The sequence below is a fragment of the Micromonospora sp. NPDC047707 genome (genome assembly GCF_040704235.1).
GTDB lineage: Bacteria > Actinomycetota > Actinomycetes > Mycobacteriales > Micromonosporaceae > Micromonospora.
The window spans coordinates 1-23668 of record NZ_JBEYSU010000028.1; the positions used below are offsets into that span (position 1 = coordinate 1).

20 protein-coding genes are annotated in these 23668 nt (G+C 77.0%); 4 read left to right on the forward strand and 16 right to left on the reverse strand.

The window, feature by feature from the left end:
• Nucleotides 1–123: 123 nt before the first annotated feature.
• The gene (locus AB0873_RS24140; RefSeq protein WP_155331879.1) at nt 124–894 is read right to left on the reverse strand and encodes a DUF5995 family protein; all 771 of its coding nucleotides are present in this window, start codon (nt 892–894) and stop codon (nt 124–126) included.
• A gap of 124 nt (nt 895–1018) precedes the next feature.
• Nucleotides 1019–3916, reverse strand: coding sequence for an AAA family ATPase (locus AB0873_RS24145; protein ID WP_366602314.1), 2898 nt, complete (start codon nt 3914–3916; stop codon nt 1019–1021).
• Nucleotides 3917–4222: 306 nt separating this feature from the next.
• On the opposite strand from AB0873_RS24145, the gene AB0873_RS24150 reads away from it, so the two are divergent.
• Nucleotides 4223–6322 (forward strand): adenylate/guanylate cyclase domain-containing protein, encoded by a 2100-nt coding sequence (locus AB0873_RS24150; protein ID WP_366602315.1) that lies wholly within the window; start codon nt 4223–4225, stop codon nt 6320–6322.
• Nucleotides 6323–6434: 112 nt separating this feature from the next.
• Here the strand turns inward: AB0873_RS24150 and AB0873_RS24155 are convergent, their stop codons facing one another.
• From AB0873_RS24155 to paaK, 3 genes are read right to left on the reverse strand one after another with little or no spacing between them, the layout of a single operon-like run.
• Nucleotides 6435–7001, reverse strand: coding sequence for a dienelactone hydrolase family protein (locus AB0873_RS24155; RefSeq protein ID WP_366602317.1), 567 nt, complete (start codon nt 6999–7001; stop codon nt 6435–6437).
• A 40-nt stretch (nt 7002–7041) separates the two neighbouring features.
• A complete protein-coding gene (paaI, locus tag AB0873_RS24160; RefSeq protein WP_155334198.1) occupies nt 7042–7416 on the reverse strand; it encodes a hydroxyphenylacetyl-CoA thioesterase PaaI in 375 nt (124 codons plus the stop codon).
• A gap of 28 nt (nt 7417–7444) precedes the next feature.
• Nucleotides 7445–8752: a phenylacetate--CoA ligase PaaK gene (gene paaK, locus AB0873_RS24165; RefSeq protein ID WP_366602318.1), complete on the reverse strand. Its 1308-nt coding sequence runs from the start codon at nt 8750–8752 to the stop codon at nt 7445–7447.
• Nucleotides 8753–9158: 406 nt separating this feature from the next.
• Here paaK and AB0873_RS24170 point away from each other — a divergent pair, with 406 nt between their 5' ends.
• The 3 genes from AB0873_RS24170 to crcB all read left to right on the forward strand — a co-directional run bounded on the left by AB0873_RS24170 (nt 9159) and on the right by crcB (nt 10982).
• Complete coding sequence (locus tag AB0873_RS24170) at nt 9159–9920, forward strand: class I SAM-dependent methyltransferase (RefSeq protein WP_366602320.1); 762 nt, start codon at nt 9159–9161, stop codon at nt 9918–9920.
• 181 nt (nt 9921–10101) lie between these two features.
• Nucleotides 10102–10626 carry a CrcB family protein gene (locus tag AB0873_RS24175; RefSeq protein WP_366602322.1) on the forward strand — a complete coding sequence of 175 codons (525 nt, stop codon included), beginning with the start codon at nt 10102–10104 and terminating at the stop codon, nt 10624–10626.
• Nucleotides 10623–10982: a fluoride efflux transporter CrcB gene (gene crcB / locus AB0873_RS24180; protein WP_366602323.1), complete on the forward strand. Its 360-nt coding sequence runs from the start codon at nt 10623–10625 to the stop codon at nt 10980–10982. The genes AB0873_RS24175 and crcB overlap by 4 nt, the downstream gene beginning before the upstream one ends.
• Here crcB and cobA read toward each other — a convergent pair.
• Genes cobA through AB0873_RS24235 form a run of 11 tightly spaced genes read right to left on the reverse strand, consistent with a single transcriptional unit; the run spans nt 10955 to nt 23631 of the window.
• Nucleotides 10955–12694 carry a uroporphyrinogen-III C-methyltransferase gene (cobA, locus tag AB0873_RS24185; protein ID WP_366602324.1) on the reverse strand — a complete coding sequence of 580 codons (1740 nt, stop codon included), beginning with the start codon at nt 12692–12694 and terminating at the stop codon, nt 10955–10957. The two genes, crcB and cobA, sit on opposite strands and share 28 nt — an antisense overlap.
• Complete coding sequence (locus tag AB0873_RS24190) at nt 12691–13281, reverse strand: precorrin-8X methylmutase (RefSeq protein WP_366602326.1); 591 nt, start codon at nt 13279–13281, stop codon at nt 12691–12693. The genes cobA and AB0873_RS24190 overlap by 4 nt, the downstream gene beginning before the upstream one ends.
• Nucleotides 13278–13550: a 4Fe-4S binding protein gene (locus AB0873_RS24195; protein ID WP_366602328.1), complete on the reverse strand. Its 273-nt coding sequence runs from the start codon at nt 13548–13550 to the stop codon at nt 13278–13280. The genes AB0873_RS24190 and AB0873_RS24195 overlap by 4 nt, the downstream gene beginning before the upstream one ends.
• Nucleotides 13547–15271 (reverse strand): precorrin-3B C(17)-methyltransferase, encoded by a 1725-nt coding sequence (cobJ, locus tag AB0873_RS24200; protein ID WP_366602329.1) that lies wholly within the window; start codon nt 15269–15271, stop codon nt 13547–13549. The genes AB0873_RS24195 and cobJ overlap by 4 nt, the downstream gene beginning before the upstream one ends.
• On the reverse strand, nt 15268–16605 hold the full coding sequence (cbiE, locus tag AB0873_RS24205) for a precorrin-6y C5,15-methyltransferase (decarboxylating) subunit CbiE (protein ID WP_366602331.1): 1338 nt from the start codon (nt 16603–16605) through the stop codon (nt 15268–15270). The genes cobJ and cbiE overlap by 4 nt, the downstream gene beginning before the upstream one ends.
• Nucleotides 16602–17768 carry a cobalt-precorrin-5B (C(1))-methyltransferase gene (locus AB0873_RS24210; RefSeq protein ID WP_366602333.1) on the reverse strand — a complete coding sequence of 389 codons (1167 nt, stop codon included), beginning with the start codon at nt 17766–17768 and terminating at the stop codon, nt 16602–16604. Before AB0873_RS24210 ends, cbiE begins: the two co-directional genes overlap by 4 nt.
• Nucleotides 17768–18604, reverse strand: a complete 837-nt coding sequence (gene cobM, locus AB0873_RS24215; RefSeq protein ID WP_366602334.1) for a precorrin-4 C(11)-methyltransferase — start codon at nt 18602–18604, stop codon at nt 17768–17770. Before cobM ends, AB0873_RS24210 begins: the two co-directional genes overlap by 1 nt.
• Nucleotides 18601–19350 (reverse strand): precorrin-2 C(20)-methyltransferase, encoded by a 750-nt coding sequence (cobI, locus tag AB0873_RS24220; protein ID WP_366602336.1) that lies wholly within the window; start codon nt 19348–19350, stop codon nt 18601–18603. Before cobI ends, cobM begins: the two co-directional genes overlap by 4 nt.
• On the reverse strand, nt 19347–20702 hold the full coding sequence (locus tag AB0873_RS24225) for a cobyrinate a,c-diamide synthase (protein WP_366602338.1): 1356 nt from the start codon (nt 20700–20702) through the stop codon (nt 19347–19349). The genes cobI and AB0873_RS24225 overlap by 4 nt, the downstream gene beginning before the upstream one ends.
• Nucleotides 20699–21310 (reverse strand): cob(I)yrinic acid a,c-diamide adenosyltransferase, encoded by a 612-nt coding sequence (cobO, locus tag AB0873_RS24230; protein WP_366602340.1) that lies wholly within the window; start codon nt 21308–21310, stop codon nt 20699–20701. The genes AB0873_RS24225 and cobO overlap by 4 nt, the downstream gene beginning before the upstream one ends.
• Complete coding sequence (locus AB0873_RS24235) at nt 21310–23631, reverse strand: VWA domain-containing protein (RefSeq protein ID WP_366602342.1); 2322 nt, start codon at nt 23629–23631, stop codon at nt 21310–21312. Before AB0873_RS24235 ends, cobO begins: the two co-directional genes overlap by 1 nt.
• Nucleotides 23632–23668 lie beyond the last annotated feature (37 nt).

Consider the following 23668-nt stretch of genomic DNA (forward strand, 5'->3'; position numbering starts at 1 on the left):
GCGGAGACCCGGATCGCGCTGTTCCAGCAGGCCACCGACACCCGGCCGGACGAGCTCAAGGCCCAGGGCGTACGGCCCCGGGTGTGGTTCGGCGACGCGGAGCGCGGGGACCCCCCGTCCCGGCTACTGCAGGAACGCCCCGAGGGGCGACAGCAGCAACCGGCCGAGCAGGGCGGCGTTGTCGTCCAGCCGCGCCCGCTCGCACTCGTGGGCGGTCGGATCGTGCCGGCACCGCCAGATCTTCTGCGCGTTACGCCAGGCGACGTCGCGCGTGTACTCGACCAGTTCGCCCTGGTACCAGTCGTCGATGTCGCCGTTGAGCATGTCGATCATCAACTGCCACTGGTCCAGGTAACCGCGACGCAGGCCGGGGATCTTGTCCGCGAAGATCTCGTTGATCTTCAGGTAGTCGCGGTGCTGGTCGGTGCCGTCCATCGGCTCCGACTCCAGGCTGTCGAACGTCGTCACCAGGGCGAACGGCAGGTCGTAGTTGATGTGCGCGTTGACCCCCGCGGCGGCCGACGGCAGCGGCCGGGCGTCCGGGCCGCGCATGCGCTCGAACAGGCACGACCACGCCTTCGGGCAGTTCGGGCTGGAGTCGGTCCAGAAGCGCAGCGCGTCGAAGTAGCGCGCGGCGAACTCGACGTCCAGCCGGGACAGGAAGACCGGGTCGGCGAACCAGTCGTCGTAGAGACCGTTCAGCACGCTTTCGGTGATGACCAGGTAGAGCTTGTTGAAGTCCGCGAGGGGGCAGCTCTCCTCCAGCGGAGGGAGCCGGACCAGCAGGTCCTGCAACTTCGTGAGGTGGTCCACGACGGCCGGAACATCCGCGGGACGATCGGCGAGCAGGTCGACGATGTCCCGGTGAACGGGCCCCCAAACCGGTTCGGTCATCTCTCCTCCACCTGCTCCCCCCAAGGTCACCTGTCCTGGTGACGGTGCACAGCCTTGCAGCCGACGGCGGTCGGTCGGATCAGTAGAACGACGTATACGTACGTGCGCGCGGAGGGCCGGCGTCCTAGGCGGGGCGGTTGCGCAGGAAGATCGCGCTTGCCTGGACCCGGGTGCGGACGTGCAGCTTGTCGAAGATGTGCGACACGTGCACCCCGATGGTCCGCTCGCTGATGAACAGCCGCTGGCCGATCTCCTTGTTGGTCAGCCCCTCGGCCACCGCCGAGAGCACCTCCCGCTCCCGGGCGGTGAGCACCGCCAGTTCGTCCCCGTCGCACGACGCGGCGGCCGACGCGCCGGACGCGGTGTCCCGTTCCTCCAGCGACACTCGCGCCCGCCCGGCCAGGGTCCGGATCTCCGAGGTCAACGGGACCGCGCCCAACCCCTGCGCCACCTGGTACGCCGCCCGCAGCAGCTTTCCGGCGGTGGCGCTGCGGCTGCGCCGGGCGAGCAGCGCCTCGGCCTGACGCAGCCGCGAGTACGCCGCCGGGTACGGATGGTTGCGCCGGTCCCACTCGGCGACCGAGCGCGCCCACAGCTCCGGGTCACTCCCGTCGAGCCGGCTCACCTCGGCGGCGCACAGGGCCAGGAAGGCGTCCACGACGTTGCGGACCGCCGGTGGGGCCGAGGCGCTCTTGCGGGCCACCCGCTCGGCGGCCTCGCGCAGGCGCCGTACCGCCGTCGGGTCGACGTCGACGGTGCGACTGGCGTGCGCCTCCGCCTCGGCGCGCAGGCCGTGCCAGACCAGCGCGGCGAGGATGGTCACGTCGTCGGAGCGGCTCTCGGTCAGGCCGCGCTGCACCGCCTGCCGGGCCAGGTCGTGCCGGCCCTGCCACATCGCCAGCCCGGCGCGCAGGGTGAGCAGCGGGATCACGTGCCGGGCGCCGCCGCCGGCGAGCACCGTGGCCACCGCGTCCAGGTCCCGGTCGGCGGCCTCGATGTCGCCGTACCCGACGGAGAGCCGGCAGCGGGCCAGCAGCAACTCGACGGCGTCCGCGCCGGACGGCCGGTGGCGCAGCGCCGCCGCCACCACCTTCTCCGCCTCGGCCCACTGGCCGACCCGGAACAGGCCGTTGGTGGCGATGGCGAGCAGGCGCGTCTCGTACGTGCGGCCCAGCCCCAGCTCGGCGACCCGCTCGGCGCCCCGCCGGGCCACCACGACGCCCTCCTCGAGGATGTTCAGCGGACCGGTGAGCAGCTCGGCCAGGTGCAGGTACGCGCACGCCACGTCCTCCGGGCGGCCGGCCCGCTCGGCGGTCTCCAGCGCCCGCCGGACGGCGGCCAGGCCGGAGTCCGGGTCCTCCAGGTACGCCTCGGAGAAGCCGAGCGCCGCGCTGGCGAGGACGACCTCCGACGTGGAGCCCTCCACCGCCGCGGACAGCTCCAGCGCCTCCCGGGCGCGACGGCCGGCGTCGGCGTACCGCCCGAGGTGCAGCAGCAGCTCGGCCAGGTGCGCGGCCGCGGTGGCCCGCTCACCCGGCGTGCAGTCCGGGTTGTCCAGGGCCCGCTGGTACTCCGCCTCGGCCAGCGCCGACCGGCCGGCCGCCGCCAGGTAGCGGGCCCGGCGGATGTGCAGCGCGCACGCCGGCCGGTCGGCGTCGGAGGCGGCCAGCTCCTCCAGCAGGGCCAGGGCCCGGGCGTGCTCGCCGCAGTGGTGCGCCGCCTCCGCGGCCCGCTCCAGCAGGGTGACCCGGTCCACGGCCGCCCCGGCGGCGGGCGCGTCGGCCAGCTGCAGGGCGGCCGACCAGTGCCGGTGCGCCTCGGCGTAGCCGTGCAGCCGCTCGGCCTCCTCGGCGGCCGCCACCGCGGCCGGCAGGGCCCGGGCGGGCTCGCCGGCCAACCGCCAGTGGTGCGCCAGCCGGGCCTGGTGCAGCTCGTCCGGCGCGGCGGTCAGCGCCTCGGCGTACCGCCGGTGCAGGGCGGCCCGCTCCGCGGGCAGCAGCTCGTGTTCCAGAACCTCGGCGACCAGCCGGTGCCGCAGCCGGTAGCCGTCGTCGGCGCCGACCAGCAGCCGGTGCGCGACCGCCGCCCGGACCGCCTCGATCAGCTCGTCCTCCGGCAGGCGCACCACCTTGGCGAGCAGCCAGTGCTCCACCGGCTCGACACCGGCCGCCACCGCGTGCACGACCGAGTGCGCGTGCTGCGGCAGCGCGTCCACCCGGGACAGGAAGATCTCGCGCACGTTGTCGGAGAGGCCGTCCCGGCCGTCGCGCAGGTCGCGGGCCAGTTCCTCCACCACGAACGGGTTGCCGCCGCTGCGCTGCCAGACCAGGTCGGCGGCGTCGGGCGTCAGGGGCCGGCCGACGACCGCCGCGGCGAGCTGGTCGGTGGCGGCCCGGTCCAGCGGGGCCAGGTCGATCACCTGCACCGTCCGCAGGCGACGCAGCTCGGTGAGCACCCGGCGCAGCGGGTGGGCGCCCTGCAGCGACTCCGCCCGGACGGCCGCCAGCACCGACACCTGCAGGTCGCCCAGGCCGGCCAGCAGGTAGAGCAGGAGCTGCCGGGTGCTCCGGTCGACCCACTGCAGGTCGTCGAGGACGAGCACGAGCGGCCGCCCCTCGGCGATCAGGTGCAGGCCCCGCGAGACCCGCTCCAGCAGCGCCCCGGCGCTGTCCGACCCGGCGGTCTCCTCGGCGAACATCCCGAGCAGCCCGCGCACCGCGGACGCCGTGCGGGCGTGCGAGGCGGTCAACTCGGCGTCGAAGCGGCGCAGGGCCTGGAGCAGCGGATGCAGCGGTGAGGCATCGCCGATGTCCAGGCAGGCGCCGGTGAGCACGAGGGCGCCCGCGTCCCGCAGCCCGGCGCCCACCTCGCGCAGCAGCCGGCTCTTGCCCACCCCGCTCTCACCGGAGAGGAAGACCGCCGCGGTGTGCCCCTGGGCGACGGCCCCGAGCAGCGCGGACCGTACCGCCTTGACCAGGTCGGCCCGGCCGACGAGCGGTGCACCGTCCACATCGCTGGCCATGGCACGCAGCCTAGTCACAGGTCCCCGGACCGTTCTACAGGCCTTTCGGTCCTCTCGTACTCATCGGGTCGACATTGCGACCAAAGGTTGCGGCCGGCGGACATACGTCGTTCTGCCGATCCCCGGTCGGCCCAGGGGTGACAGTCTCCGATCGTCGTCAGCCACCAACCGGGGGGAAGGGCAGGTGCGATGCCCATGTTCACCATCGCCGCTGGTCCGGGGCGCGTCGCGGGGCGAACCCTCAGCGCGGTCCCGGCGCGTCCCACGCGGTGCTCCGCCGATCCGCCGGACCGCTGGCCGGTGCCGGTGGAGAGACGGACGGTGACCGTCCTCTTCGCCGACATCGTCGGGTCCACGGCGCTGGTCGACCGGCTGGACCCGGAGGACGTCCGGGCGTTGCAGCACGCCTACTTCGACACCGTGGCGGGGGTGCTGGGCCGCTGGCACGGCGTGGTGGAAAAGTACATCGGGGACGCGGTGATGGCCCTGTTCGGCGCGCGCGAGTCCGACGGGTTCGACGCGTACCGGGCGGTGCGCGCCGGGCTGGAGATCCAGCGGTCGCTGGACCGGCGGTCGCTGGTCGGGGGGCCCGCGCTGCGGGTCCGGGTCGGGGTGGCCACCGGCGAGGCGGTGGTGGACCTGGCCGCGACCCGGGACGGGGGGCACGGCACGGCGAGCGGCGCGGTCATCACGCTGGCCGCGCGCCTCCAGGAGTACGCCCCGCCGGGCGGCGTCGCGCTCTGCGCCGCGACCCACCGGGCCACCGACGGGCTGATCGACCAGCGTCCGGTGCCGCCGGTGGCGGTCGCGGGCAAGGCGCTGCCGCTGGACGTGTGGCACGCCACCGACGTGACCCGGCCCGCGCCCGGCCGGCACGCCGGCCCGCTGATCGGGCGGCGACGGGAACTGGCCACCGTCCGGGACCAGCTCGTGCGGACGGTCCGGGAGCGCCGGCCGCGGTGGGTGTCGCTGGTCGGCCCGGCCGGCAGCGGGCGCAGCCGGCTGCTGCACGAACTGGTCCGGACGGTCGAGGCGGTCGACGGGAACCCGGTCCGCTGGTGCGTCGCGCACTGCCCGCCGTACCCGGCGGAGGCCCTGGCGCCCGTCGCGGACCAGGTCCGCGGCTTCGCCGGCCTCCGCGCGCAGGACACGCCCCCGGTGGTACGCCGGCAGCTCGCCGCCGCCGTGACCGACCTGGTGCCGGCACCGCGCCGGACCGAGGCCGTGTACGCCCTGGAAGGTCTGCTGGCCGCGCCGGACGCCGGGGCCGACGCGCTGCGGGGTGCGGCCGTCTGGCAGGAGTGCCTGCTCGCGCTCGCCGAGCGGCAGCCGGTGGTGGTGGCGGTCGACGACCTCGACCGGGGCGCCCCGGAGCTGGGTCACTTCCTGCACCGGCTGCTCACCGCCGCCCGTACCCGGGCCGTGCCGCTCGCCGTGGTGGCGCTGCACGGTCCGGACCGGGCCGATGCCCGGCCCGGCGACCCGGGGTGCCGGGTTCCGCTGGGCCGGCTGTCCACGATGGAGTCCGGGCGGCTGCTGCGCCACCTGCTGCACCGGGCGGGCCGCCCCGCGCCGCTGGTCGCGGCCCTGCTGCCGTGGGTCGACGGGAATCCGGGGCGGGCCGCGGCCTACGTGGCGGCGCTGCCACCCGACGGGGCCGACCCGGCACGGATGCCGGTGCCCGACCCGGTACGCCGGACCGTCGACACCCGGCTGGACCGGCTCGACGGCCCCCGGCGGGCGGTGCTCATGGCGGTCGCGGCGGCCGGTACCCCCGTCGACGCCGCCGCCGTGGACCAGCTGCTCGGCTGGGTGCCCGGCCGGGCGATGGCGGCGCTGCGTGAGCTGGTCGACCGGGGCCTGCTGACCCGGCGCCCGGCCGGGTACGCCGTGGGCGACCCGGTGGTCGCCACGGTCGCCACCGCCCGGCTGACCCGGGCGGCCCGATCCGGCCTGCTCGCCCGCGCCGACCAGCGGCGCGGACCGTCCGCCCTCGCCACGGTCGCGCCCGCCGCGCCGACGGCCCGGTCCGCCGAGCCTGGCCCGCGCCCGGTGCCCGCCGACACCCCGCCACGTCCGGTGTCCGCCGACCCCCGCACCGGTCCGGCATCCGCCGGTGGCCATCCGCGCCCCACGCCCCACGGCCACCCGAATCCGGTCGTCGCCCACCGCACTGGCGACGTGCCGTCCGGACCGGGCCTCCAGCCCGCCCCCGGCGCGGCCGGTCGCACGCCCGGCCGGCCATCCCAGGCGGGCATTCGTCCGGACACCGCCGGCGCCGGCTCTCCCCGCCTCGCGGCCACCGCCACGTCCCTGGCCGACCTCATCCCCGCCGCCGCACGCGACGGCTCCGGCTCCGCCACGGCCACCCCCGGATCCCCGCCCCGCCACACCGCCGCCGCGTGACCGGATACGCCGCAGCGGCACCGCGACCGGCGGTCGTACCGCTGCCGGGTAGGCGATCACGGCGCTCAGCGCCACCGGGGCGGCGGACGCGGGGCCCGCGCGGGCCCGGCCGTCAGTGGGGGTCGAGGAAGGCCAGGACCCGCTCCCAGGTGCGTTCGGCGGCGGCCTGGTCGTAGTCGGGCACGTCCGGGTCGGTGTACAGGTGGCCGACGCCCGGGTACCGGTGCACCGTCAGGTCGGCGCCGGCCGTGGTCATCTCCCGCTGCCAGGCGTCGAACTCGTCCGGCGGCTCCCACGGGTCGGGGTCGGCGAGGTGCACGTGCACCGGCAGGCCGGGCCGCACCCCGTCCGGCGCGCCGCTGGCGGCGTGCAGCAGCACCAGCCCCGCGGCGGCGGGACGCGCGCGCAGCATCGCGCCGGCCACGCCGGCACCCATCGAGAACCCGAGGAACACCGGGTGGGCGGGCAGGTCGCGGACGGCCGCCCGGGCCCGCTCCACGACGACCTCCCAGCCGATCTTGTCCAGCAGCGCGATTCCCTCGTCGACGGTCTGCGCCGCCGGGACGCCGTACAGGTCGGGGGCGATCACCCGGTGCCCGGCGGCGCGCAGCCGGTCGGCGGCGGCGAGCACGGCGGGCCGCAGCCCGTACACGGAGTGGAAGAGCGCGACGTGTCCCATGTGCACATCCTGCCGGACGCCGCCGGGCGCCGCGTCCGGCTCAGGAGCCGTTCAGCGTACGGCTGCGACCCCGGAACTCGGCGACCACCTCGCCGTCGTCGCGGGTGACGGTGACGTCGTAGATGCCGCTGCGGCCGTACCGGGTGCGTTCGGTGGCCCGGGCGACGAGCAGGTCCCCCACGCGGGCCGGCCGGACGAACGTGACGTCACCGCCGGCGGCCACGGTCACCGGGCCGTGGCTGTTGCAGGCCAGCGCGAACGCGGTGTCGGCCAGCAGGAAAACGTACCCGCCGTGGGCGATGGCGTGCCCGTTGACCATCGCGGCGGTGACCCGCATCCGGGCCACCGCCGCGCCGTCGGCGGCCTCGACCAGCTCGATGCCGAGCGCGCGCGAGGCGACGTCGGCGTCGAACATGTCGTACGCGGCGTTGCGCTCCCCCACGTCACCCGCCCCGCCGCTGGTCGACGATCCGGCGCATCTTGCCCATGGACCGCTCCACGCCGTCCGGGTCGAGCACCTCGACCGCCACGCTCACCCCGATGGTGTTCTTGACCAGGGCGACCAGCGCCGCGCCGGCCCGCTCGGCGGACGCCCGGTCGGCGTCCGCCCGCCGCTCGACCCGGACGGTGAGGGTGTCCATCCGCCCCTGCCGGTCGAGGACGCACTGGAAGTGCGGGGACAGCGGGGGCGTACGCAGGATCAGCTCCTCGATCTGGGTCGGGAAGACGTTCACGCCCCGGACGATCATCATGTCGTCGGTCCGGCCGGTGATCTTCTCGATCCGGCGCATCGGCCGGGCGGTGCCGGGCAGCAGCCGGGTGAGGTCCCGGGTGCGGTAGCGGACGACCGGCATCGCCTCCCGGGTGAGCGAGGTGAGGACCAGCTCGCCGCGTTCCCCGTCGGGCAGCACCACACCGCTGACCGGGTCGATGATCTCCGGGTAGAAGTGGTCCTCCCACAGGTGCAGGCCGTCCTTCGTCTCGACGCACTCGACGGCCACGCCCGGGCCCATGACCTCGGACAGCCCGTAGATGTCGACGGCGTGCATGTCGAGGCGCCGCTCCATCTCGCGGCGCATGTCCTCGGTCCACGGTTCGGCGCCGAAGATCCCGATCCGCAGCGAGGTGGAGCGCGGGTCGACGCCCTGCCGTTCCATCTCGTCGACGATGGCGAGCATGTAGCTGGGGGTGACCATGATGACCTCGGGTTGGAGGTCGCGGATCAGCAGCACCTGCCGCTCGGTCATCCCGCCGGAGACCGGGATGACGGTGCAGCCGAGCTCCTCGGCGCCGTAGTGCGCGCCGAGCCCGCCGGTGAAGAGCCCGTACCCGTACGCGACGTGCACCCGGTCCCCGGGGCGGCCCCCGGCGGCCCGGATCGAGCGGGCCATCAGCCGCGCCCAGGTCCGCACGTCCTCCGCCGTGTACCCGACGACGGTGGGCCGGCCGGTGGTGCCGGACGAGGCGTGCAGCCGGGCGACCCGGTCCCGCGGCACGGCGAACATCCCGTACGGGTAGTTGTCGCGCAGCTCCGCCTTGGTGGTGAACGGGAACCGGGCCAGGTCGGCGAGGTCCCGGCAGTCGTCCGGGTGCACGCCGGTGGCCGTAAAGACCCGGCGGTAGTGCGGCACGTGGTCGTACGCGTGCCGCAACGACCGGCGCAGCCGCTCCAACTGCACCGCCCGCAGCTCGTCGACGCCGGCCCGCTCGATCGGCTCCAGCTCCTCCGAGCGGGGGGTACGGTCCTCCACCACGGCCCTCCTCACGCCTGCCGCTTCGGGCGGGGTCAGCACCGCGCCGATCTTGGTACCGTACGCCCGCTCCGCGCCGGCCACCACCGCCGGCCCGCGTCCGCGTCACGCCGGTGACGCCGGTCCGGCGTCAAAGGTTCCGCGGGTCGAGGTTCCGCTCGCGCAGCAGGGCGTCCAGCTTGGCCTCGATCCGCTCGTCGGACTCGCGGCGCTGGGAGGAACCCCAGTAGTAGAAAAGCGCGTCGATCCGGCGGCGGTCGGCGCGGCACGGGTGCGGCGCGCGGGGCCGGGAAGGACGGCCTTCCCGGCCCCGCGCCGATCATCGCAATGCCCATTCTTTCGTAGTTGCAAATTATTGGCAAGAAGGCCTGGACACCGAGCGTCGAGTGTAACTAGCCTTCTCCGCATGGCTCCTTACATTGCGAACGCGGCGGCCTGGCAGGAGAGCTGGGACCGCCAGCAGGAGGCGTACCTACCGGACCGGGAGCACCGCTTCACGGCCATGCTGGACGCCGTCGACGCCGTCCACGACGGCGGTCGCCCGCTGCGCCTGCTCGATCTCGCCGGCGGCACCGGCAGCATCTCGGAGCGGACGCTGCGACGCTTCCCCGACGCGCGGGTGACGCTGGTCGACCTGGACCCGGCACTGCTCGCCCTGGCCCGGGCCACCCTCGGCGACCGGGTCTCGATCGTCACCGCCGACCTCGGCACGCCGGCCTGGCGGGACGCGCTCCCCCACCACGAGTACGACGCGGTCCTCACCGCCACCGCACTGCACTGGCTGCCCGCGGAGCGCGTCACCGCCCTCTACGCCGAGGTACGCGACCTGCTCCGGCCCGGCGGCCTGCTGGCCAACGCCGACCACATGCCGGACGACACGCTGCCCGACCTGACCAAGCGCCTGCTCGACCGGGCCCGGGCGCACCGGGACGCCCGGTACGCCGCCGGCGCCGTACCGTCCTGGTCACAGTGGTGGGACCTGGCGGCGGCCGACCCCGCGCTGGCGCCGCTGGTGGCGGAGCGGCGGCGGATCTACCCGACCGGGCACAGTCCGGAGTGGAACCCGCCGGTCTCCTGGCACCTCGCGGCGCTCACCGGGGCCGGGTTCGGCGAGGTCGGCACGGTGTGGCGAGGCGGTGCCGACGCGGCCGTCGCCGGAGTCCGCTGACCCCGGCCCACGGGCCCACCCGGCTCGCCGGTCCGCCCGGCTCGCCCCGAGCCCCGAGCCCCGGCCGGCGTGATCCACTCCGTGCCGGCGGCATCGGGTGATCCACGACGTCCGGGGGCCGCGATGGCGGCGGCACGGAGTGGATCACGAGGTAGGGTGACCCGGTCCGACGCCGGAGCAGGTGGGAGGGCGGGTGTCCGGTCCGGAGCAGCGGCGTGTCGACCCCGACGTCGACCTGCGCGTACCCGCCGACCGGGCCGAACTGGCCGCCCACCCGGCGGCGGTGCTCGGGGCCGTCGCCGCGGGCGGTGCACTCGGCGCCCTCGCCCGGGCCGGCGTGTCGGCCGCCCTGCCGCACGGCCCGACCGGCTTCCCCTGGGCCACGTTCGCGGTCAACCTGAGCGGCTGCCTGCTGATCGGCGTCCTGATGGCGGTGCTCACCCGGCGTGGCGTGCCGGCCCTGGCCCGGCCGTTCCTCGGCGTCGGGGTGCTCGGCGGCTACACCACGTTCTCCACGTACGCGGTCGACGCGCACCACCTCGTCGTCGCCGGGGCGCCGGCGACCGCCCTGGCGTACCTGGCGGCCACCCTGGTCGGCGCGCTGCTCGCCGTCGCGGCGGGTCACGCCGTCGCCGACCGGCTCGCCGGGCGCCGGCCGGCCGCGCCGGTGCGCCGCGACGCCGGAACGCCGGGGGCCGGCCGGTGACCGCACTGCTGATCACACTCGGCGCGGCGGTCGGGGCGCCACTGCGCTACCTCACCGACCGCGCGGTGCAGGCCCGCTTCGGTACGGCGTTCCCCTGGGGCACGCTGACCGTGAACGTGGCCGGCTCCCTGCTGCTCGGGTTCCTCGTCGGCGTCCCGGTCCCGCCGGCGGTCGGCGCGCTGCTCGGCACCGGCCTGTGCGGCGCGCTGACCACGTACTCGACGTTCAGCTACGAGACGGTGCGCCTCGCCCGGACCGGTCGGCGAGGGCGTGCCCTGGTCAACGCCCTGCTCAGCGTGGCGGCGACCGTCACGGCCGCCACCCTGGGCTACGCGCTGGCCCGGGCGCTCCGCTGACCCTCCCTCGGGGCGGCGGGTGGTCCGGACGTGTCGGTCAGGGCCACGACCGGGCCGACCACGAAGACGGCCGGCGGCCCGACGCCGCTGCCGGCGGCGACCGCCCCGATCTCGTCCAGGCGCGCGGCCAGCGACCGCTGCCCGGGGAGCCCGGCGTCCTGCACGGCGAGGACCGGCGTGTCCGGGGCGCGGCCGTGCGCCAGCAGCACCGCGGCGATCGCGTCGACCGTGTCGACGGCCATCAGCAGCACCAGGGTGCCACGGGCCCGGGCGAGGGCCGCCCAGTCGACCAGCGAGTCCGGGTGTCCGGGCGGCAGGTGTCCGGAGACGACGGTGAACTCGTGCGCCACACCCCGGTGGGTGACCGGCACGCCGGCCAGCGCCGCCGCGGCGGTCGCGCTGCTCACGCCGGGAACGACGGTCACCGGCACCCCGGCGGCCGTGCAGGCCTGGACCTCCTCGTGGCCGCGCCCGAAGACGTACGGGTCGCCGCCCTTGAGCCGGACCACCCGCCGGCCGGCGCGGGCGTGCGTGACCAGGGCGGCGTTGATGGCGTCCTGGCCGACCGACGGTCCCCGGGGCACCTTCGCCGCGTCGACGACGATCACGCCGGGGCGCAGCGCGGCGAGCAGCCCCTGCGGGGCGAGCCGGTCGACCACCACCACGTCGGCGGCGTCGAGCAGCGCCCGACCGCGGACGGTGATGAGGTCGTCGGGCCCCGGCCCGCCGCCGACGACGGCGACGTGCCCGGCACGCAACGGCGGCTCGTGATGATGGTGGCCGTCGACGGGGTGGGCGTGGTGATGGTGGCCGTGCCCGCCGACCGGGTCGTCGGGGTGGTCGTGGGGGGTCTGCGGCCGGCCCACCTTGTCGGCGAAGCCGGGCATCAGCACCCGGTACGCGCAGGTGTCGCAGTTCATCCGGATGTCGCCGCGTACCGCCTCGGCATGGCGTTCGAGGATCAGGTCGGCGAGGGCGTCGCAGTCGCCGATCAGGTCGGCCACCCGGACGTCCAACTCCGGGTGGGCGGCGGCGTACGCCCGGGACTGCGCGACGATCCGGTCGGGCAGCACCCCGGCGAAGAGGAAGTACGGGGCGACGACGATCCGCCGGGCACCGAGCCGGCGCAGCCGGTCCAGCGCGTCCGGCACGGACGGCTCGGCGAGGGAGATGAAGCCCGGTTCGACGCCGGCGTACCCGCGCCCCTCCCAGAGCAGGCGCGCCACCTTGGCGACCTCCGCGTTGGCGTCCGGGTCGGTGGAGCCGCGCCCGATCAGCGCCACCCAGGTGCCGGCCCGGTCGTCGCCGGCCAGGGCGGCGTCGATCCGCTCCTCCAGCGCGGTGTGCAGCAGGGGGTGCGGGCCGAGCGGCCGCCCGTACGCGTACCGGAGACCGGGGTGGCGCTGCTGCTCGCGGGCCAGCGCGGCGGGGATGTCGCCCTTGCCGTGCCCGGCCGCGGTGAGCACCAGCGGCAACGCGACCAGCGACCGGTGGCCCCGGGCGGCCAGCGCACCGACCGCGTCGGTGAGCGGCGGGCGGGACAGCTCGATGAAGCCGCCTTCGACGTCGCCCACCCCCGCGCGGCGGACCCGCTCGACCAGCGCGGCGAACTGGGCCACCCCGGCCGCACTGCGGGTACCGTGGCCGACGATCACCAGCGCGTCGCCGCCTCTGGCACCAGGCCCTAGGACCTGGCCGTTCCGGCCGCTCATGCTGCCTCCTCCGCGTAGAGCAGGGCGTTGAGGGCGGCGGCGGCGACCGCCGACCCGCCCTTCTCGCCCCGGTTGGAGACCCCGGGCAGGCCGCTGGCCCGCAACGCGGCCTTGGACTCGGCGGCGCCGACGAACCCGACGGGCAGGCCGACCACCAGCGCCGGCCGCGCGTCGAGGGTGAGCAGCTCCACCAGGGCCGTCGGCGCGCACCCGACCACCCACACCGCGCCGGGACCGACCCGGTGCAGGGCGACCCGCATCGCCGCGGCGGAGCGGGTGATCCCGGCCCGGCGGGCCAGGTCGGCCGTGGCGGCCTCGGCCACCGGGCAGGTGGTCTCCCGGCCGGTGATACCGGCGGCGACCATCGCCACGTCCGTCACGACCGGGGCGCCGGCGCGCAGCGCGGCCAGCCCGCCGGCCAGGGCCGCCTCGTCGCACACCAGGTCGGTGACGTACTCCAGGTCGGCGCTGGCGTGCACCACCCGCTCGACGACGGCCCGGGTCAGCGGCGGCAGGTGACCGAGGGCGGCGCGTTCCCGCAGGATCCGGTAGGACTCCACCTCGATCGGGTGCACGACCCGGCTCACCGGCCCTCCCCCGCGCCGGGCGCGGCCGGGTGGGCCGTCGCGGCGCTGACCGTGGTCGTCCTCATCGGCTCTCCTCCACCGTGGTCGGGGCCGGTGGCGCGGATGGCGTCCACCGGGCAGATCTCCAGGCATTCCAGGCAGCCGGTGCAGCGGTCGGCGCGGACGACGAGACCGCCGGCCACCGGCCGGATGGCGTGGGTGGGGCAGGTCAGCAGGCAGGCGCCGCAGCCCTGGCAGGCGTCGACCGTCACCGGCGCGCGGCGGTTCATCCGCGCCACCGGTAGCCGCGCGGGGTGACCATCCGGCCGGCGACCACCCGGGTCCGGCTGCTGCCCACGACCACGACGCTGTACATGTCGACCACCGCCGGGTCGAGGGTGGCCAGGGTGGCCAGGTGCACCCGTTCGCCGTCGCGGCTGGCGTTGCGGACCACGCCGACCGGGGTGTCCGGCGGTCGGTGCGCGGCCAGGATCCGCAGCGCCTCGGGCAGCTGCCAGTCGCGGGCGCGGCTGCGCGGGTTGTAGAGCAGGGCGACGAAGTCGCCCTCGGCGGCGGCGGTGACCCGGCGGGTGATGACCTCCCACGGGGTGTGCAGGTCGGACAGGCTCAGGTAGGCGTGGTCGTGGCCGAGCGGCGCCCCGAGCAGGGCCCCGGCGGCGAGGGCGGCGGTCACCCCGGGCACCCCCACCACGTCGATCCGGTCGTCGGCGTACTCCAGGGCGGGGCTCGCCATCGCGTACACGCCGGCGTCGCCGGACCCGATCAGGGCGACCGCGTGGCCGGCGGTGGCCTCGGCGACGGCGGCGCGGGCCCGTTCCTCCTCCGCGCCGAGACCGCTGGCGAGCACCCGGGTGCCGGGGCGCAGCACGTCGCGGACCTGGTCGACGTACTGGTCCAGGCCCACCACGACGGCGGCCCGCCGCAGTTCGGCCACCGCACGGGGGGTGCGCAGGTCGGGCGCGCCGGGGCCGAGACCGACGACCGCGAGCCGGCCGCGCGGCGCGTGCCGGGCGACCGCGACGGTCGCCATCGCGGTCGCGGTCTTCGGTACCAGCAGCTCCGCGTCACCGCCGAGCAGCGCCGCGGCCTCCGCGACGCTCGGGGTGCCGACGGCGGCGCGGACCACCTCGCTGGGGTTGGGCACGTCGACCGCCGCCAGCTCCGCCGCCGACCAGGTCACCAGGGGTACACGCAACGCGTCCGCGGTCGCGCGGATGCCCGCCTCGTCGGCCTTGACGTCGGCGCTGGCCAGGCGGCGCAGGCTCGCCGGGCTGAGGCCGGCCTCGGCGAGCACCCGGTCGAGCAGGCCGCGGACCTCCTCGGCGGGTACGCCCCGGCTCGCCCCGACGCCGGCCACCAGCGACGGCGGCCGGAGCACGGCGGTCCGCCCGTCCAGCGGCACGATCCGGTCGGTGACCAGCAACCGGTACCCGGCCCCGGGTGCACCGCTCCCGTCAGCCGGGCGGACGTTCTCCGGCAGGGCGGGCAGCGGCCAGCTGTCGTCGGCGACCAGCGTGACCGGCTCGCCGTCGAGGATGGCCCGGCTCACGGCCGCGACCGCCCCGTCGACCGGCCAGCCCAGGGTGTCGAGCCCGGGCAGGCCGACCGCGTCGGTGGCGGTGGTGACCACCGGCGTGGCGTCGAGCAGCGCGCCGACCTCGGCGGCGAGGGCGTTGGCACCGCCGGCGTGCCCGCCGAGCAGCGCGACGGCGTGCCGGGCCGCCTCGTCGACCACGACGACCGCCGGGTCGGTGCGCTTGTCGCCGAGCAGCGGGGCGAGGATCCGCACCGCCGCGCCGGTGGCCAGGAACGCCACGATCCCGTCGCACCGGCTCCAGGCCTCCCGCAGCGCGTCGGCGGCGCTGCCCGCGTCGACCAGTCGGGAGTGGGGCCACGCGTCGGCGAGGATCCGGGCGTGCCGCCGCCCGGCGGCGGTGACGGCGACGAGTCCGATCCGGCGCGGGACCGCGCCGGGGTCAGGGTGGGTCACGGGCGCTCCCCGGTGAGGACGACCACCGGATTGGTGGCGGCGAGGCGGACCGACCCGCCGGGCAGGTCGGCGAGGCGGGCGGCGGAGAGTTGGACGCCCTCGACGGCGTAGCCGGCGTCGCGCAGCAGGTTCCGGGCCGGGGCGACCCGGTCCAGCGCGGCGAGCGCGACGACCACCCGCGCCGGGCGGCGGGCCGCGACGGCGGCGAGCACGTCGGTGCCGCCTCCGCCGACGAACACCGCGTCCGGCTCGGGCAGCCCGGCCAGGGCGTCGGGTGCGCCACCGCACACCACCCGCACGTCGACGGCGTGCCGGGCGGCGTTGGCACGGACCAGGTCGGCCGCCGCCGGATCCCGCTCGACGGCGACGACGGCCGCGCCGAGCAGGGCGCACTCGATGCCCACCGAGCCGCTGCCGGCGCCCACGTCCCACACCAGCCGGCCGAGCCGGGGCCGCAGCCGGGCCACCACGAGGGCGCGTACCTCCGCCTTGGTGATCATGGAGTCGCGGTGGGCGTACGCGCTCTCGGGCAGCGCCCACCCGCCGGCGGGCGCGGCGGCCGGCTGGTTGTCGACGCGCATCCCGTCCGGCGGCTCGCCGACGCTCAGCAGGACGTGCGGGTCGGTCCAGGAGCGCGTGGCGGCCTCCGCCGGGGTGGTCCAGGTGACCCGCTCGGCGCCGGTGCCCAGGTGCTCGGCGACCACCAGGCGGCGGGGCCAGCCGACCAGGCCGGCACCGAGTTCGGCGGCGCCGGCGCCGGGCGCGGTCAGCACCGCGACCAGCGGCAGCGCCCGGGCGGCGTTGAGGGCCGGCCGGGGGTCGCGCCCGTGCGCGGTGACCACGACCGCGCCGTCCCACGGCAGGCCGGCCCGTGCGAACGCGGCGGCCACACTGGACACCGCCGGCAGCACCCGCACCGGCAGGCCGGCCGCCCGCAGCCGCCGCACGATCCCGAACAGCCCGGGGTCGCCGCTGGCCAGCACCACGGCCGGCGTGGCGGCGGCGACGGCGGCGAGCCGGTCCAGGGCCGGCGCCAGCGGCCCGAGGACCACGGTCTCCGCGCCGGCCGGAACCGGGACGGCGGCGAGGTGCCGGGCCGCACCGACCACGAGTCCCGCCCGGGCGAGCACGCCGGCCGCGGCGGGCGGCGGCGGGTTGCCGGCGGCGTCCACGCCGACCACCGTCACGTGGGGCGGGTCGGCGTCCGGCTCGCCGGCGGCGAGGCCGCGTGGCCCGGCGACAGCGAGGCGGCGTGGCGCGGCGACGGCGCCCGCGTCGGCCACGGTCACGGACGTCGTTCCGGCGTCGCCCGGGCGTGCTCCGGCGGCGGTCACCCGGCCCACCGCCCGGACGAGGCGACGACCCGGGAGCCGGTGAAGTCCACCAGGGCCACGTCGACGTCGAGCACGTCCTCCGCGAACCGCCGCAGCACCGCCCGGACGCGGCGGCAGAGCAGGTCACCGGCGGCGCCGAGCAGGCCGGCGCTCTCCCACAGCTCGTACGCGTGCCGCCCGGTGTTGGCGGCGGTGACGGCGGCGACCAGGTCGGCGTCCCCACCGGCGTCGGCGGTGACCGCGCCGAGCAGCGACAGGTCCACCTTGGAGCGCGTGTAGTGGGTCATCAGCACACCGGCGGCGAGCTTGGCCAGCTTCCCGGCCATCCCGACGAAGACCACCCCGGTCAGGCCGTCGGCGACCGCCGCGGTGACCGCCGCGCCGGTGAAGTCGCCGACCTCCACGAAACACACCTCGGGCAGGTCGGGCAGCAGCGCCCGGGCGGCCCGCTCGGTCCGCCCGCCGGTGCAGAGCACCACGGTCCGCTCGCCCTGGGCCGCCATCACGTGCACCGCCTGCACGACACTCGCCCGCCAGGAGGCGGTGGAGAAGGGACGGACGATCCCGGTCGTACCGAGGATGGAGATGCCGCCCAGGATCCCGAGCCGGCGGTTGGTGGTCCTGCGCGCCATGATCTCGCCGCGCGGGACGCTGATGACCACGCGGACGCCGACGGTCGCCAGGTCGACGACCTCGCCGACGGCCTCGCCGATCATCCGGCGCGGGGTGTCGTTGATCGCCGGCCCGCCGACCGGCAGCCCGAGCCCGGGTTTCGTCACCGTGCCCACCCCCGGCCCGCCCTCCAGGGCGAGCCCGGGGGCCTCCCGCCAGGCGACCGTGGCGGTCAGTTCCGCGCCGTGGGTGACGTCCGGGTCGTCGCCGGCGTCCTTGACCACCACCGCCTCGGCCCGCGCCGCCCCGCCCGGCGTGCCGGTGGCCGGCGAGAGGTCGCAGCGGGCCACCGGGAAACGCACCCGGCGGCCGGCCGGCAGGCCGATCTCCACCTCATCCTGCGGGACGCCGGTGACCAGCGCGGTCAGCGCGGCCTTCGTGGCCGCCGTCGCGCAGGCGCCGGTGGTCCAGCCGGTACGCAGCGCGGTGGGCCGGACCTTCGCGGTACGCGGCAGGTCCGGCTCGCGCAGCGGCGGCAGGTCGTACGTCATCAGGCCTCGGCGGCCGGCGGCGCGGCGCGGTCGGTGCGGGCCCGGCGCAGCGCGGCCCGGGCCGCCGGCTCGGCCCGGCGGTACGTGTGGAAGTGCCCGGGGTGGTACAGGTGGGAGCGGGTACCGGCAGCGTCCAGCGCCGGCCCGACCAGGAAGAGGGTGTGCTTCCACAGCCGGTGCTCCTTCACCGTGGCCTCCAGCGTGCCGACGGTGCACCGCACCACCAGCTCGTCCGGCCAGGTGGCCTGGTACGCGACGACCGCCGGGGTGTCGGCGGCGTACCCGCCGGCGAGCAGTTCGGCCTGCACCTGCCCGGAGCGGGCGGCGGAGAGGAACAGCGCCATCGTGGTGCCGTGCCGGGCGAACTCGCGGACCCGCTCGCCCGCCGGCATCGGCGTCTTGCCGCCCTCGAGGCGGGTGAGGATCACCGACTGGGCCACCTCGGGGATGGTCAGCTCCCGGCCGACCAGCGCGGCGACGGCGGTGAACGAGGAGACACCGGGGACGACCTCGACCGCCAGGCCGAGCGCCCGGCACAGGTCGAGCTGTTCCTGCATCGCGCCCCACAGCGCCGGGTCGCCGGAGTGGATCCGGGCTACGGTCAGTCCCTCGGCCGCGGCCCGCTCGTAGAGCGGCAGCACCCCCTCGATCGGCAGCTGCGAGGAGTCGACGATCTCGGCGTCCGGCCGGGCGTGGGCGAGCACGTCGGCGTGCACCAGGCTGGCCGCCCACACCACCACGTCGGCGGTGGCGATCACCCGGGCGGCGCGCAGGGTCAGCAGGTCCGCCGCGCCGGGCCCGGCGCCGACGAACCAGACGGTGCCGGTGGTGGTCACAGCTTCCCTCCCCGCCGGTCCCGGCGGGCCGGGACCAGCAGCGTCGACAGGTACGGCACGTCGCCGTCGGCCTCGGCGGCCGGCCCGACGTGTTCGCCGGGCAGTCCGAGCCCGCGGCCGAGCACGGCGTCGGCGAGCCGGCCCTGCCGGCGCAGCTCGGCGAGCAGCTCGGGGTGGCGGCGCCAGCCCTTGTAGGCGACGACGGTGCCCGGGCCGGCGACGGCGTCAGCGAAGAACGCCAGGCCGGCGGTGGCCGGCAGCAGCGTGAGCGGCTCCCGCCCCTCGCACAGCGGGACGCCGCTGCGGGCGGCGAGCTCCTGCATGGCGGTGATGCCGGGGACGGTCGCCACGCTGACCTCCGGCCGCAGCTCCCGCACGGTCTGCGCCAGGTAGCTGAACGTCGAGTACACGTTGGGGTCGCCGATGGTGGCGAAGGCGAGGGCCCGGGCGCCGCCGTCGACGGCGGCCACCACCGCCCGGGCGGCGGCGTCCCACGCCCGCTCCCGCCGGGCGGTCACACCGCCCCGGTCGTCGAGGGCGAACGGCAGCCGGCGCAGCCGGTCCGGCGGGACGTGCGGGGCGACGGTGGTCTCGGCCCGTCCGGGGCGGGCGGCGCCGTCGGCGTCGAGCCGGTCCAGCACGGGTACGAACACCAGCTCGGCCGCGCGCAGGACGCGTACAGCGCGCAGGGTGAGCAGGTCCGGGTCGCCGGGTCCCACCCCGACCCCGGTCAGCGTGGCGGTCACCAGGCCGCCTCCACCAGCCGCCGGGCCGCGCCGGCGTGGCCCGCCCAGTGGGTGTGCAGGTAGGAGGCGTGCACCCGGCCGGCGACGAAGCCGTGGGCGCCGCCGGTCCAGCGCCACGCCGGCCGGTCGCCGTGGCCGGGGTCGGTGGCGGTGCGGTGGAACTCGTGCCCGCGTACCGGGTCGCCGGCGGCGTGCACGGGCGAGTCGGTGGCGGCGACGGCGTCCCGGTAGCCGAGGGTGAGCCGCCCGGTCATCCGGGCGGTCAGGTCGAGCCGGCCGCACATGGGCACCCCGTCCAGCTCCCGACCCAGGTAGAGCAGCCCGGCGCACTCGGCCACCACGGGCCCGTCGAACGCGGCGAGGTCGGCGCGCAGCCCGGTGTTCGCGGCGAGGGCGTCGACGTGCACCTCGGGGAAGCCGCCGCCGATCACCACCGCGCGGGTGCCGGCCGGCAGCGCCGGGTCGCGCAGCGGGTCGAACGGGACGACGGCCGCGCCGGCGGCGGCGAGCAGTTCGGTCGTCTCCGCGTACGCGAAGGTGAAGGCCGGACCGCCGGCGACCGCGACCACCGGACGCTCCGCTCCGGCGGGGCCGCCGACGGCGGCGGCCGGGTCCCACGCCGGCACGGTCAGCGGCGGGGCGCTGCCGGCCAGGTCGAGGACGGCGTCGAGGTCCACGGTGGACTCGACCAGCGCGGCCAGCGCGTCGACCACGGCGAGCGACTCGGGGGCCCGCTCGGCGACCGGCACCAGCCCCAGGTGGCGCGACGGGGCGGTGACCTCGGCGGCGCGGGTCACCGCCCCCAGCACCGGTACGCCGACCTCGGCCAGAGCGTCGCGCAGCAGGGTCTCGTGGCGGGGCGAACCGACCCGGTTAAGGATCACCCCGCCGATCCGCACCGCCGGGTCGAACGCGCGCATGCCGAGCACCAGCGCGGCGGCGCTGCGCCCCTGGGCGGTGGTGTCCAGCACCAGCAGCACGGGCGCGTCGAGGAGGCGGGCGACGTGGGCGGTGGAGGCGTACCCCCGGCGGCCGACCGCGCCGTCGTGCAGGCCCATCACGCCCTCGACCACGGCGACGTCGGCGGGGGTGGGGGTGCTCGCGCCGTGCCGCAGCAGCGGGGCGATCCGCTCCTCGCCGACCAGCCAGGGGTCGAGGTTGCGGCCGGGCCGGCCGGCGGCGAGTGCATGGTAGCCGGGGTCGATGTAGTCGGGGCCCACCTTGTGCGGGCTGACGGTGCGGCCCCGGCGGCGCAGCGCCGCGAGCAGCCCGGTGGCGACCGTGGTCTTGCCGTGCCCGCTGGCCGGCGCGGCGACGACGACCCGGGGCAGCGCCCACGGTTGCGGGTTCACCACTCGATGCCCTTCTGGCCCTTCTGGCCGGCGTCCATCGGGTGCTTGACCTTGGTCAGCTCGGCCACCAGGTCGGCGGCGGCCACCAGGCGCGGGTCGGCGTCGCGGCCGGTGATGACGACGTGCTGGAAGCCGGGGCGGTCGGCGAGGGTGTCGACCACCTCGGCCACGTCCACCCAGCCCCACTTCATGGGGTAGGTGAACTCGTCGAGGACGTACAGGCCGTACCGCTCGGCGGCCAGGTCGCGCTGGATCTGCCGCCACCCCTCGCGGGCGTCGGCGGCGTGGTCGGCCTCGCCGCCGCGCTGGATCCACGACCAGCCCTCGCCCATCTTGTGCCAGGTGACGGGGGCGCCCTGGCCGGTGCGCTCGTGCACCTCGCCGAGCGCGCGGAACGCGTTCTCCTCCCCCACCCGCCACTTGGCGCTCTTGACGAACTGGAACACCCCGATCGGCAGCCCGGCCGTCCACGCCCGCAGCGCCAACCCGAACGCGGCGGTGGACTTGCCCTTCATCTGCCCGGTATGGACGATCACGAGCGGCCGGTTCCGCCGCTGCCGGGTCGTCAACCCGTCCGCGGGCACGTGCGACGGCTTCCCCTGTGGCATCAGACGGCGCTCCTGTCGGTGACGGCGGAGATCTTGGACGATTCCGGCCCCCGGAGGGGCCGTCTGCTGCCAGGATCCGGATCGGCGGTGAGCCTGAGGAGGGGTGCGGTGGTCACCCGGTCCAGGGGGTGGTGGTCGGCGTTCAGCTGCGTGGCGAGACGGCGGGCCAGGTTCAGGCGCACCGGGCCGGATTCGCAGTCGACCACGACGCAGGGGGCGCCGGTCGAGCGCAGCACCGCCGCGGCCAGGTCCGCCCTGGCCAGCGGGTCCGGGCCGGCGGTGGCGCGGCCGTCGGTGACGACCAGCACCAGGGGGCGCCGCTTCGGGTCGCGCAGGCATTCCCGGCGCAGCAGGTCGGCGGCGGCGAGCAGGCCCTCGGCGAGGGGGGTGCGCCCGCCGGTGGGCAGCTCGGCCAGCCGCGCCGACGCCGCGAGGACCGACGAGGTGGCCGGCAGCAGGGTCCGCGCGCCGGCGCCCCGGAAGGCGACCACCGCGACCTTGTCGCGGCGCTGGTACGCGTCGGTGAGCAGGGCGAGCACCGCGCCCTTGACCGCGCTCATCCGCTGCCGCGCGCCCATCGACCCGCTGGCGTCCACGACGAACAGCACCAGGTTGCCCTCGCGCCCCTCGCGGACCGCCTCCCGGACGTCGGCCGGGCGCAACCGCAGCGGACCGTGCTGCCGCCCCCGCGTGGCCTGGTGCGGGGCGGCGGCCCGCACCGTCGCCGGCAGGTGCAGGGCGCCGGGCCGCCCGGCCGGCACGCGCGCGCCGGTCGTCCGGCCCCGCCCGGTCCGGGCCCGCGACCGCCGCCCGGGCACGCCCTCCCCGATGCCGGGCGCGGTGAACAGCCGGGCCCGCAACCCACTGCGGGGTACGGCCACCGCACCGGCCCCCACGTCCGGGCGCCGACTGTCGGGCCGCCCCGACCGGCGTTCCCCAGCCTCCCCGGACCGGCGTCCACCCGTGCCCACCGAGTCACCGGCGGCACGTCGGTCGTCGGCCGGCCCGCCGGAGTCCGACGGCCCGGCGACGTCCGGCCCGTCGGCCAGGTCGGTACGGGAGCGCGGCGGTTCCCACCAACCGCCGTGCTCCGTCGGCGGCGGGTCGCCGACGGGGCCGTCGTCACCGCCTGCTGCGTCACCCGACGTGCGATCAGCCGATCGTCGGCTGGAGTCGGCGGCGGCCTCCGGGCGGGAGCCGTCGACAGGCGGGCCGTCCGGGCCGGCACCGCCACGCGGGCCGCCGTCCGGACCGGGCCCGCCGTCCGGGCCAGCCGGGCCGGCAGCGTCGTCCGGGTCGTCGGGGTGCTCGTCCCGGGCCCGTTGCAGCGCCTCGTCGAGGCGCTTCTCGTCCAGACCCGGCGTGTCGAACGGGTCGCGGCGCCGCCGGTGCGGCAGGGCGAGCCGGGCGGCGACCCGGACGTCCTCCGCACCCACCCGCTCCCGGCCCTGCCAGGCGGCGTGGGCGACGGCGGTGCGGGCGGTGACGATGTCGGCGCGCATGCCGTCCACGTCGAAGGCGGCACACACCTCGGCGATCTGGCGCAGCGCCGCGTCGCTCAGCAGCACCCGGTCGAGCCGGGCACGGGCGTCGGCCACCCGGCGGGCGACCGCGGCGTCCGCGTCGGCCCAGCGGGCGGCGAAGGCGGCGGGGTCGGCGTCCGCGGCGAGCCGGCGGCGGACCACCTCCACCCGGACGGCCGGGTCACGGCTGGCGGCCACCTCCACGGTGAGCCCGAACCGGTCCAGCAGCTGGGGTCGCAGCTCCCCCTCCTCCGGGTTCATCGTCCCGACGAGGAGGAAACGGGCGGCGTGGCTGACCGAGACGCCCTCCCGCTCGACGTGGCAACGGCCCATCGCTGCCGCGTCCAGCAGCAGGTCGACCAGATGGTCGTGGAGCAGGTTGACCTCGTCGACGTAGAGCACACCCCGGTGGGCGGCGGCGAGCAGGCCCGGCTCGTACGCGCGTACCCCCTCGGCGAGCGCCTTCTCCAGGTCGAGCGACCCGACGACCCGGTCCTCGGCGGCCCCGACCGGCAACTCGACCAGCGCGGCCGGGCGGTGCTCGACGACCGGCTCGGCGGGGTGCGGCCCGTCCGGGCAGCCGGGGTCGGGCGCGGCCGGGTCGCAGGCGAAGCGGCAGCCCACCACCCGGTCAACCGGAGGCAGCAGCGCGGCCAGGGCGCGCACGGCGGTGGACTTGGCGGTGCCCTTCTCACCCCGGACGAGCACCCCGCCGATGGCCGGGCTGACCGCGTTGAGCAGCAGGGCGAGCCGCATGTCGTCCATGCCGAGGACCGCGGAGAACGGATAGGTGGTCACGGTGCCACCTTCGTTCGCGACTGCGGGGCTCGCAGAC

Excerpts from the sequence above, each read along its gene's own strand:
- AB0873_RS24140 (WP_155331879.1), bottom strand. The coding sequence starts at position 894 with ATGACCGAACCGGTTTGGGGGCCCGTTCACCGGGACATCGTCGACCTG.
- AB0873_RS24145 (WP_366602314.1), bottom strand. The coding sequence starts at position 3,916 with ATGGCCAGCGATGTGGACGGTGCACCGCTCGTCGGCCGGGCCGACCTG.
- AB0873_RS24155 (WP_366602317.1), bottom strand. The coding sequence starts at position 7,001 with ATGGGACACGTCGCGCTCTTCCACTCCGTGTACGGGCTGCGGCCCGCC.
- paaI (WP_155334198.1), bottom strand. The coding sequence starts at position 7,416 with ATGTTCGACGCCGACGTCGCCTCGCGCGCGCTCGGCATCGAGCTGGTC.
- AB0873_RS24170 (WP_366602320.1), top strand. The coding sequence starts at position 9,159 with ATGGCTCCTTACATTGCGAACGCGGCGGCCTGGCAGGAGAGCTGGGAC.
- cobA (WP_366602324.1), bottom strand. The coding sequence starts at position 12,694 with ATGAGCGGCCGGAACGGCCAGGTCCTAGGGCCTGGTGCCAGAGGCGGC.
- AB0873_RS24195 (WP_366602328.1), bottom strand. The coding sequence starts at position 13,550 with ATGAACCGCCGCGCGCCGGTGACGGTCGACGCCTGCCAGGGCTGCGGC.
- AB0873_RS24210 (WP_366602333.1), bottom strand. The coding sequence starts at position 17,768 with ATGACGTACGACCTGCCGCCGCTGCGCGAGCCGGACCTGCCGCGTACC.
- cobO (WP_366602340.1), bottom strand. The coding sequence starts at position 21,310 with ATGCCACAGGGGAAGCCGTCGCACGTGCCCGCGGACGGGTTGACGACC.